Below are 11,293 nucleotides of genomic sequence, written 5' to 3' on the forward strand. Positions count from 1 at the left end.
AAGTGAAAGGCACATTATCAAATCATTGCTGGGCGTTAACTAGGTGTAATTGTTTTGACTGACACCAGAGTTCAGCGCTTTGCCTAGTTGTAATGGTCAGATCACTCAAGAAAACTTGCCTGAGAATTGACCATGAGACAACAGGCATGGTCGATTTGGTCTGATCACATCTAAGTAGGTGTTTTAAGACAGGCGATAAAAAGTATCCGATTTATGGTTCAATTCTTTCCAAAAAAGGCTCGCCTGAGCCTCTGAGTCATAGGAAAAATTCCGATACCACCGCGTGGGTCTCCTCGCAGACCACGTTTTATTCCCTTTGCTATACTTAATAATCTATACAGAACGCTTCCAGTTTTTGAAGATAGGCGTGAATTAGCAGAAAATCTTGTAAGTGAGGCATTTGTGTGTTGAACACGATATATTACCGCTCTAAAGGGCACCGCAAGCCAATGCCCTTCCTCAACTTTGAAGCGCTTGAATATTAAATGATGACTTCCGATCTCAGCGATACCGTAATCATGGTTTACCATACCCAGTGAGTTCAACTCATTCTCGTTGAACATAGCATAAGCATTCTTAGGAAGTATCAAAGTGGATCCGCAAAATTTGTGGATATTGTCAATTTTACCAAGGCGCTTGGTTCCGCTCTCCCAAAAGTATCCTTTTTCGACATAAAAAAATTTCTGTTCAACCTTATCTGTAATGAAAGAAACCAAATTCTCGTGTAACAAATCATCGTCGTCAACTACCATCACTAGCTCGTCGTCTTCCACACAGTCCATAGCTGCAGCGATTCTGCTACCTTTATCATGGCGAATCGCAACAAACATTTCTTCCCTAGTCAAGCTCGCAACCTCATGGTTTGAAGGTCTAATGTTAACGTAAACGACATGAAAATTCTTTGGTAATTCAGGGAGTTTCTGCTCTGTATTGCAAGCAATATACACTTTCCAAGCATTGCAGTTTTGATTGTCAAAAGAACGAAATAGTTGAGATAAGCAGTCTTGCTGGTGTTCTTTGTCCTTTACCGTATCTGGGTGACGTATTGGTACAATAAAATTTAATACTCGAGACTTTCCAAGCGAGTTAGTTCTGAGCCGAAATTCTTTGTGCATATTTAAGTGTAACACTGCTGTTTGTGTTACATACTATCACTTCTTTAAAAAAAATACTGTTGTCTTTTTTATCAAATTGTAGCTTTAAAGGTAGGTAACAATAGATAACCATCGAGATTCAATTCTTGCATCATTAAAGTTGTTTTGCGACTGCTGAACCAAGGCCTCTCTATCAATATCCGCCAATAATTCGAGATCATTGGCTATCGTCGTTCTAGAAAACAAGGGGGTATCACCAATCTCAGATTTTATGTAATGCCCAAAATCACCTTTAGAAATCAAACATGGCACACCTAAACTGATCGCATGAAAGTATACGCCGGTGACTAGCATTGAGTTATCTGCATGCGGTAGTACAACAAATTTCGCTGACTTTATTTCGCGTTCAAGCTCTTCTGCCGACAAAAAGGCGTTTACAAATGTACAGTTTAGCTTTCGACTCTGTATTACCGTATGTATTTCTTTTTCTAAGTCTGAGTCACTGCACTTACCGACTACTCTAATCGTTAAGTTTGCGGGCCACACCGATAATAACTCGACTATACCTTTATACTTTTTTACCACTCCCACAATAAGAAATGGTGCAGTGGCACTTGCTCGTGATACAAGTACCGCTTTTGGTAGATACAGTGGATGAGGTATATATTCTATATCTAACTGCTGCGTTGGCCGATGAGCAACAACTGCGTCAGAGAAGCTTGACAATAGCTTCCTCAATAGTGAGAACCACCTGAAAGCTTTGCCACTATGTGGGTTTAGATTGTGCCGCACCCAAATAATTTTTCTAAACTTAAACCGACATACAATTAGAATGAAAGTAGATTTGATAATTTCAAGTAACGCAGAGCTTCGATAAGATACACGGTCTTCAAACCAGTTTAATATCAGCACACTCTGTTTATCAATAGTAAGAACATGGCGAATTTCACTTAATAAAAGATCGGTTTGTTCCACCGAAAAGCCGCAACCTTTCCATATCCGAGTATTTAAGTCTATATATTGATTTGTATTGTTTACTCTTGGGTAACAAACTATATGTGTTTTTTTTGCGTTGGCCATAATTTACTCAAACATAATAGTCTAAAGGTAATGCACCTAGCTTTATTCGACAAAAGGCTTGTTTCGTCCAAGTCTAAGCTGAAGAGTCTGCATAAATTTATGGAACAAATTAAACAGATATTTCCAAACTCGGCTGCGTTTCTTCATCACGATTAGCATAGTATAAGTAAGGGGCAGATAAACGCACAAGAACAACAAACCGCATAATAATGCCTCAACGAGCAAAGGTAAGGTACTAGGTACAACTGCATTTGTGATGGACGCAAGGACTACAATAATTGATATTAAGGCGAACTGGAAAAAAATTTGCAAAAGTGTTTTCCAACCAAAATATTTTACAATGATAACTACGGAAAACAGAGTAGCAAGCGTGGCTTCTATTGCGACTTTTGTTATCGCGAATGCTTGAATAGAATCCAAACTTAACAACAAAAGTGCGCTGTATATCGCCACGAAACTAAATGTTTCGATAATAAAACACATTCGAGTATTGCCATCAATAATGAGTAGTTGGATTGTATTTCCAAGCAAAGTTGAACTTATCAATGATATTGAGAAAACAGCGAACAAAATCGAGTACTCCGTCCAACTACCTCCTAAAAAAACTTCTGTTATCAACAAATGATTCCCAATCATAAATCCAACTATTGGCGCAGCGAATAAAAATAAGGCAATCATAATGACAGCAAACTGTTGTTCAAAATATGATTTATTATCTCGAATTTCTGATAATTGAACGAGGAGAGGTTGCGTTGCTGGACCAATAAAATAAGTTACTGGAAAAGAAGACAAGTATTTGATGGTGTGATAGGAGCCAAGACTGGCACTAGAAAATGAGGAACTCACAATTATTGTATCAAGCTGAGCCTTGCCATACCCCATCAAAGACTGTAGCCACAACCAACTTGAAAAACTCCACTGCGCTTTAAAGTTCACCAAGGTAAATTTGGGTCTGTGGGAATGTATAATATATGAGCCGGCACTTGCTACAATAGCCATCGTAAACTGCCCTGCAATCAAAGCCCAATAATTTTTCAAGGTAAAGGCTAAAGTCACTGAAATAATAACAGCCAATACTTTTCCAGCAATACTAACCTTCGTAATCGGTACGTAGTTCTGTGCTCGCTTTAAGTGGATTATTCCAGGATTTGCTAAACCAGACACAATAAACATACTGGCGCACACGTATAGAATATTTTGTAGCCTATCGTCTCCGTAATAGCTAACAAAGAGGGGTGAAAAAATGATGAGCATTGACGATGTAAATACGTTGCTAATAAAGCTGATTGTCCAAGTAGTGTTTATCATATCGTCATTAATAGTTTTAGAGCGCATCAAGTATGCTCCTCCACCAAGCTGTTTTAGAGCGTCAAAAAAGCCCATCACCAACAACGCGATTGCAATAATACCGAAATCTTCAGGTACTAATAGTCTTACAAGTATTAATGTGCTGACCAAGCCAACCATTTTTCGAAATACTTCTGCTCCACTCAACAGCATACTTGCTGAAAAAAGTTTTTTAACATTTGCCATAAAAGTGAATGTCCAGTTTGGTCAAATTAATAAGAAATGAAAATAGCTCATAATGCAATGTTAGCATTACCGTAAAAAACACTGCGAAATCCCTAACAACTAATAACAAGGCGAATAATACGTAAGGAAAAAGCGACATATAGCTAGTGATAACTTTTCAGTATAGCCACCAGTAGCAAACTATATGATTTTATGTGTAAAGTAATACGCTTTTACTACCAAATAGCGCACAACCTGTCTAAGTAAACTCTCTGAAACATCCCTGCGCAAAGCGCCAGTATAGTATCGTCGAAACAATTTGGCTCTTGGATGGGGATCTAAATAAAACCACGGTTTGATCCCAGAAGAGTAATGCATGATAACAGCTTTATCTAACGCTTCCCTCAGCGTTCGTTGTTCTACTTTGTCAAAAAGGTGTATTTTTCTAATAAAAAACGTTTGATAGTTATAAATTGCATCCATTTGATAAAAACAACCATTCACCAAGTGATTGAACACATCCTGATCATGGAAAATTAAGTGTTGACCTTGCTTGTTAATATATTCATGTGCTCGCGCATAAAATCCAGTTTGTCTCATCATTTTTAAATTCATCAATAACACACCAGCATTGAAATATACCGCATCCGAATGCATATTGAGTGCTTCATGGCGAGATGAAAATGGATTTTCCACTGCTCCTAAACAATAATCAGAGATGTCTGTCTCCCAAAGTGGCAAAAGATCGTCCAACACAATGATATCGCCATCTAAGTACAAAATTTTATCAAGCCCGTCGATTGCCTTAATAATCTCAAATTTAACAAATGTAGCTTTAGATACATGGTTCTTAGGACCAACATCATCAACCAAAATGTCCGTGCTAACAAAATGAATCGACAAGTTTTCAGATTGGTGCTGCTCAAAATAGGATTGATTTCTAATAGACAGATCATTAAAAACCAAATGGATATCAATAGCATTGTTTGCATTAGTCGCCGCAATCGAGCGGATAACCGCATCTACTTGTTGAACATAGTTGTCATCCAAGCAAAAGGCAATTTGTATTCTAGAGTGCTGTCGCATTTTTTCTCGCAATCATACAAAGACTAGTTGATGTAAGCTGTATACGCACCAAACGTCTAGGGATAAGGCTGACTAAATGTAAGTTTTTTGTATGTGTGATATAACACTTTAAAAAACAATACCTTCAAGCTTGGCAATATAGTAGCGATAAAGCGCTGAGGTCGCACGGCGCGATATTCTATTTTTTGATAATTTCTTTCAATACCTAGTTTTTGAGATTTTATGTCCCAACTTTTCATTCGATCGTCAAAACTCACCGCGGTATCAATCTCACGTACTCCCCCCTTAGCAATTTGATCTCTAGGGTTACAGCAAGGGATAATATCAAAAATGGCTATTTTGTTGCGCTCCGTATCCTTGTCTGCAAGACGGCTCGAGTACCAATAATCCACACCGATTCCCACTACCTCAGCATCGTACTCTTTAAGAAACATCAACAATGATTCACGTTCAAATAGAGGCGAATTGACTTCCACAAAGTTGGTATACCGCATATAACTGAATGGTTTAGCTTCATTAATTTTGTGATTTACTTTGCCTCTTCGGTGAAATGCAAGCTGCGACAACCATAGTTTTTCTGCTTTATGCATGGCAAAATGGCGATTAAAATCCTCTGCGCGTAAAGTCAGATCATCATCAATCACCAGAATATAGTCGTAACGATTAAGAATATCCGGCCAATGTTGGTAAACCCAAAGTAAATTAGGAAATTTTGCACCTTTGTGCTTGACGAAATAATCAGACGAAGACGCTAAGTTATCCTCATTTCCTTGTGCGTAATACACACAAAACAAATCGAAGTTTTTATCACCAAGTACCCAGCTGGTTAGTGCCGTCTTATTACCTGCAGAAGTAAACACTAAATAGGGATGATTGCTTTTATCTAAACTTTTGGAAAGAACAGTCAAATCAAGCTTCACTACACAATATTGTAATTGTATCTAAGGTGCTTGATAGTACAATAATACTTACCCAATTTACCAGAGACTGTTTTATCTTTGTTTGCTATTTATCACAACGTAATTATGCATGGCTGGAAGTTTCTTAGCAGAATCAACCATGCTGAAGATACGGCTATGCGACTGAATAAGCATTTTTTCATCCAATATAAATATATTTCAAATTTACCGGGACAAATTTAAGTATATGTTTTTCAATAATTGAGAAGGTCAATGTTGTTTAAAAAGAAATTAAAAAAAAGATCACGCTTAGACAAGGCACTAGAGCACAGAGATTTTGCCTATTTTTGGCAACCAAAAGATGGTGTACCTAACATAGGTGATTACTTAGCGTTTGAAACAGTGAACTATTGTCTAAATTTGGAAGATAAAGACGTATCTCAAATTAAATCAGGTAAATTATTGTCTATTGGTTCGGTGCTACATTTTGCAGCCAATGGCGATACACTTTGGGGAACGGGCAAAAACGGAAAAATATCTGAACATATGCATGTTTATAATACCTTGAACGTCTCCGCAGTAAGAGGACCTTTAACCCGTCACTATCTTTTGTCTAAAGGTATTGATTGTCCCGAAATATATGGTGATCCTGGAATACTTGCGCCGTTTATTTACCCTGCTTCACTTTTGCAATCAAAAACAGAGAAAAGAGATTTTGTTATTGTTCCGCAACTAAACGACGATATGAATAAATATAAAGCCTATACCGAGAAACTTATCTCGCCTCGCTTAATGCCAAGCCAATTCATTAAAAAGTTACTATCTGCGAAAAAGGTAATCTCTAGCAGCTTACATGGAATTATACTAGCTGAAGCCTATGGTATAGAAGCGGTTTTTTATGACTCAGGTAGTGGAGAAAGCGCTTTTAAATATGAAGATTATTACAAAGGCACGGGCAGAGACACTTTTCACAGCGCCAAGAGTATAGAAGAGGCGCTGATAGCAACAATGCCTCCCATTCCAGATTTATTGACACGCCAGCAAGCGCTAATCAAGGCATTCCCATATGATTTATACGAATAATGGACGAATAGCCCTTACTTAATAAGAGTAAAATATAATAATATGGGCAGGGTAGAAACATTAACATTTTGTCTACAGCGCCAAATAATCTCTTGGCGCCAAACTGCATCGAACAAATGCTTTTTCCTAAGTGCTTTTATAAATGTTATGACTTCTTTTAACTCTCGAAAGGTCAAGCGATAGTTGGGTAGACCTGCGAAAACGTTATACCAAAATTTCTGAAAAATACTTTCTGATATATTAATCTGGTAATAACGCTCGATGAATTCTTGTGAAATAACAATGGTTGAACACCACATCTTCATTCGTTTTTCAAACGAATCTGGAGTGAGTCTATATTGGATCAGATTTTGATTTATTCCTCCTAAGGTAAACCCACTCATCACCAAGTCAACCCAAAGTCGATAGTCTTCAGAAATACCGTATCCACTAGTGTACCCACCAAGCTTTTCTAGCACTTCAGTTTTAATGAATAAAGATGGATGTCTCAGTCTTGAGTTAAAAGCAAGTTCTGCGGCCATAGTTTCATGTTCTGTAGATACACCGAGTGCACTTTGACGTTTGCCTCCTTCGTCTATGATAATTGCGCCAGTAAAACTGGCGTCAATCTGGGGATTATTTTGCATATATTCCAATTGTTTTGCTAGTCGCTGTGGTTCAGCAATATCATCAGAATCGTGACGAGCAAGCCATTTGGTATGGGTGTTTTTTAATCCAATATTGAGTGCATTTACGATGCCACCGTTCTGTTCACAGTTGATTAACCTAACTCGCTCATCTGAGCATGCAATCTTATTTAGAAGTGCACTAATCTCTGCACCACTACCATCATTCACAATCAGAAATTCAAAATCTGTGAGTGTCTGCCCCAGTATACTGTTGATTGACAGTGTTAAGTGTTTCTGATTGCCGTTATACACGGGCATCAACACTGTGATTATTGCTTCCATTGACTGCCTTGTAATAGTTCGCTCGTGTTATTATTTTTAGTTGAACATAGGGATACGCAAATGTATATACTGATAACACTTTTTGCAGTAAGATTTTTGCGTATTTTAGAGACTGTTTATCTTATGTGGACTCGCCAGTTGTCAACATAAGATAGACAGCCTCTAGTATAAAAATACTTAACCCATATCGTGATGTAACTTACTATTTTTGAAGGGAATAAAAATTGACTTATGGAAATAGGACGCGTAATCCCGCTGTAACGCTGTCGAAGTATGACTACCTAGTGATGCTTACGATTTCAATTGCAACGTTTACTATAGTATTCCTTGGAGCAAACACACTTAATTTTTATGCGCTTAGTCATGGCGATAATATGTGGTTTCAAGCAGACACCACAAGGTACGTGGAGATTTACATTTCGAGGTGGGAAGATCATTCACGCACCAACCTACACCCTCTCCTATCCTTGTTGACGAGTCTCCCAACACAAGCATTGCTATTTTTGGGGTTCGCTCCGAAAGAAGCAATAAATATTGTACTAGCTACTTACTCTGCTTGCTGGGTATGCATATTGTTTGTGATCGCAAGAAAGCTAGACCACAGCTTTATGTCATCATTGATAATTGTATTATTGGGTGTATCTTCCGCATCTTTTTTGTTTTTTGCCATCATTCCGGAGAGTTTTCTTTTGGGCTCGATCAGCATGCTCGTTGTCATGCTTGTGATGTGCACCAACGAGAAAAATAAATACAGTTATTTGTTCTATATTCTAGCAAACATTGCCGCACTGTCCGTAACGGTGACAAACTGGATGGCTGGATTTATCGCGACATTTATGCGATTCCCAAAAAAACTGGCGATAGAAATACTTAAAACGACATTTATTATTGTTGCAATCTTATCAGCAATACAATTTAAGATTTTTCCATCTTCTGAATTTTTTCTATTTATAGGAAATGAAGCTCAATATGTCTTTATGGAAGAGTCTGGTACGTTCATTGACAAACTACGAGTATTTTTCATTTCTTCGTTTGTGATACCCGAATTACATGCATTACCTAATCCTTATGCAGAAGCTTTTCCATTGTTCTCAATTCAGACATTGCGTAGTCAGGGTGTATTAACACTAAATAATCTCCTAGCATTTTCATGGCTCGCTCTTTTAGTTTACGCGGCTTTCATTTACTACCAGTCAAACAAGACGCAAACCAACAATTTTTTGTTATATTTGATTATTGGCCAGTTGTGTTTACATGCGATTTATGGCGACGAAACCTTCTTGTATTCGCTTCATTGGATGCCTTTCCTCGTAATATTTGTAGCAAATATTATGCTGCATCATAAACAGGTTTGGGTAAAATTTGCGTTTTTAAGTTTTATTGGTTTGCAGATGATTTCAAACCTGAAACAATTGCAGATAGCAAGCAATATTATCGCTTAACTTAGCCCACAACTTCTTGATAGTGCTTCTAACATATGAACCCTCAGTTTCAGAGTCGACTATTTTCTACCTTGTCAACTTCGCAGACAGCACGCTAGTTAATTTATTTATTTCCTAGTTTTGACATTCTCTTGAACCCACAATATGAAGTATTGCATACTGACTATGTTTGGTAAGAGATTTGGGGTAATACTTTGAAGTATATTGGATTTTTTTCACAAGCACCATTTATCAGTGGAGCAGAAAGGTGCTTGCAAATTATATTGCATGAAATAAATCAGCACCCCAAATTCGCGCCAATACTCTTTGTACCCGCTAAATCACCAATGATTGCGTGGGCAGCATCGGAAAACATTCCTTGCGTACAAATTGAGCTCCTTGCAAACAAGTTAACTGCTGCGCAACGATTGATTGTTCAAGCAAAAATAATTTTTTGGTGTATACGCTATCGGATACAAGTTATACATAGTAATCAGATTTGGACATATAAAATTATTCCGAGCCTACTTAAGCTTTTGGGTATCAAAACAGTTGTTCATTTAAGAGACCCAATTGACTCAAGTACAACATGGTGGTTTGATCAAGGTGCGAATGCCGTGGTCAGCATAAGTTCATTCATTAAAAAGAGCTTTTCAGAAACCTTCCCCCTCTATTCAGGGCTTAACGCCCAACTTATTGATCCGATCAACAAACCTCAACGCGCAATCCACTCTAGAGCCAAAGATAGTAAAATAGTTATAGGGTTTATTGGTCAGATTCGCGATGAGAAAGGCTTATTTGAACTAGTTAAAGCCTTGGAAAAGGCAAAGTTAACATATTCTTGGCAACTGCGGATTGCAGGGTGCGATAACTCAAATACACAGGCTTACATCCATCAAGTACAGTCTTTTATCGACGAGCATAAGCTTACTTCACAGGTAGAATGGTTGGGTTTTGTTAACGACTTAGATACGTTTTACGACTCAATTGACATAGTAGTAGTGCCATCAAAGCAAGAGCCATTAGGCCTTATTCCTTTAGAAGCAGCAATTAGAAAACGTCCTGCCATAATCAGCGCAGTGGGCGGTTTAGTCGAAAATGTTCAGCACAATACCACAGGTTTTATATTCCAAGACTACGAGACTGATCTTATTGATACCTTGAGGGGTCTAAATACACATCCACTCGAAAGAATGGGAGAAGAAGCACATATGGCTTTGGATCCAAATACCTCACCAAAACAACACGTCAGTGCCTTATTAGAAATATTTGAGGATCTTTGACAAAAAACGCTATAGACTGTTTATCTTGGTTATTTTTTCTTAACTAATTTACTCAACCTAGCTTTCACCAATCTTTTCTTATAAAAAGACAGTGATTTAGTATCCTCTTCAAAATTCTGCGCGATCTCTTCATTGATCCCAAACATATTCTCTGGCCAACACTTCACACTTAATGCATCCAAGTACTTCTCTTGTATTTTACCCAATTCATAACGAGCAATCCTGTTGAAATATAGCTTGATATCATCAAGATTAAGCGGGGAAAGACTTGTAAAGGAATAACCAACCCCTTCTAAATAGGTTACTCGATTAGGTAAGTTGTAGTCAAAAAACTGGAGATCTGTGTTGACTGCTTTTGTCAAAAATGAATCAATCCAATTCAAACCAATCGGCAAATGAAATTGTTCTTCTTTTATTCTGTTAACAAAACTATTTTTTAATCCGTACAAATTACCAAAAAAACACGCTCTCTCGATAACTAAAGAACGATAGAAATCGATATTTCGACCACTCAATGGAAAGCCTGCAATCGCCACTGTCGACTCTTCTGTATGCTCCAGCTTTTCGTGCATTTGTTCAAAACAGTTTGGGGAAAACTTAACATCGGCATCAACAAAGAAATGTATTTCCGTATCTGAACTTAGATTATGCATATAGTGATTCCAAGCATTGCATTTGTCGCCAATATCCAAACTAATTACATTTAACTCGGTAAAATCCAGCTTGTTTTTTAAATTTTCCGCCTCCTCTGTCGTGGCGTCTGTGCATCCGTTCGCGATAAGATAAACTTTATTGAGCTTAGCACCTTTGTTTTCAAATATGCTACGCAAAGACGATTGAATGTTCTTCTCTTCGTTGTACGCGAACATCACAATGTTGTACATA

10 protein-coding genes are annotated in these 11,293 nt (G+C 37.7%); 3 read left to right on the top strand and 7 right to left on the bottom strand.

The genetic code is table 11. The features are described from left to right. Positions 1 to 218: 218 nt before the first annotated feature. The 5 genes from ACFOHL_RS04285 to ACFOHL_RS04305 form a co-directional block, all read right to left on the bottom strand. Positions 219 to 1,115 (bottom strand): hypothetical protein, encoded by an 897-nt coding sequence (locus tag ACFOHL_RS04285; protein WP_376918966.1) that lies wholly within the window; start codon positions 1,113 to 1,115, stop codon positions 219 to 221. A gap of 84 nt (positions 1,116 to 1,199) precedes the next feature. Next, positions 1,200 to 2,174, bottom strand: coding sequence for a hypothetical protein (locus ACFOHL_RS04290; RefSeq protein WP_376918967.1), 975 nt, complete (start codon positions 2,172 to 2,174; stop codon positions 1,200 to 1,202). A 42-nt stretch (positions 2,175 to 2,216) separates the two neighbouring features. Then, on the bottom strand, positions 2,217 to 3,707 hold the full coding sequence (locus ACFOHL_RS04295) for an oligosaccharide flippase family protein (RefSeq protein ID WP_376918968.1): 1,491 nt from the start codon (positions 3,705 to 3,707) through the stop codon (positions 2,217 to 2,219). Positions 3,708 to 3,887: 180 nt separating this feature from the next. Then, positions 3,888 to 4,772: a glycosyltransferase family 8 protein gene (locus ACFOHL_RS04300; RefSeq protein ID WP_376918969.1), complete on the bottom strand. Its 885-nt coding sequence runs from the start codon at positions 4,770 to 4,772 to the stop codon at positions 3,888 to 3,890. 56 nt (positions 4,773 to 4,828) lie between these two features. Continuing rightward, positions 4,829 to 5,680, bottom strand: coding sequence for a DUF707 domain-containing protein (locus tag ACFOHL_RS04305; protein ID WP_376918970.1), 852 nt, complete (start codon positions 5,678 to 5,680; stop codon positions 4,829 to 4,831). 264 nt (positions 5,681 to 5,944) lie between these two features. Between ACFOHL_RS04305 and ACFOHL_RS04310 the strand changes: the two genes are divergently transcribed. After that, positions 5,945 to 6,754, top strand: a complete 810-nt coding sequence (locus ACFOHL_RS04310; RefSeq protein ID WP_376918971.1) for a polysaccharide pyruvyl transferase family protein — start codon at positions 5,945 to 5,947, stop codon at positions 6,752 to 6,754. 14 nt (positions 6,755 to 6,768) lie between these two features. Here the strand turns inward: ACFOHL_RS04310 and ACFOHL_RS04315 are convergent, their stop codons facing one another. After that, the gene (locus ACFOHL_RS04315) at positions 6,769 to 7,704 is read right to left on the bottom strand and encodes a glycosyltransferase (RefSeq protein ID WP_376918972.1); all 936 of its coding nucleotides are present in this window, start codon (positions 7,702 to 7,704) and stop codon (positions 6,769 to 6,771) included. A 608-nt stretch (positions 7,705 to 8,312) separates the two neighbouring features. Here ACFOHL_RS04315 and ACFOHL_RS04320 point away from each other — a divergent pair. Beyond that, the gene (locus tag ACFOHL_RS04320; protein WP_376918973.1) at positions 8,313 to 9,146 is read left to right on the top strand and encodes a hypothetical protein; all 834 of its coding nucleotides are present in this window, start codon (positions 8,313 to 8,315) and stop codon (positions 9,144 to 9,146) included. A gap of 194 nt (positions 9,147 to 9,340) precedes the next feature. Further along, a complete protein-coding gene (locus ACFOHL_RS04325; RefSeq protein WP_376918974.1) occupies positions 9,341 to 10,408 on the top strand; it encodes a glycosyltransferase family 4 protein in 1,068 nt (355 codons plus the stop codon). A 29-nt stretch (positions 10,409 to 10,437) separates the two neighbouring features. Here ACFOHL_RS04325 and ACFOHL_RS04330 read toward each other — a convergent pair whose 3' ends face one another. Further along, entirely contained in the window at positions 10,438 to 11,292 is an 855-nt protein-coding gene (locus ACFOHL_RS04330) for a glycosyltransferase family A protein (protein ID WP_376918975.1), read from the bottom strand. Between the last annotated feature and the right edge of the window lies 1 nt (position 11,293).

The organism is Agaribacter flavus, from assembly GCF_042646125.1.
GTDB classification, from domain to species: domain Bacteria; phylum Pseudomonadota; class Gammaproteobacteria; order Enterobacterales; family Alteromonadaceae; genus Glaciecola; species Glaciecola flavus.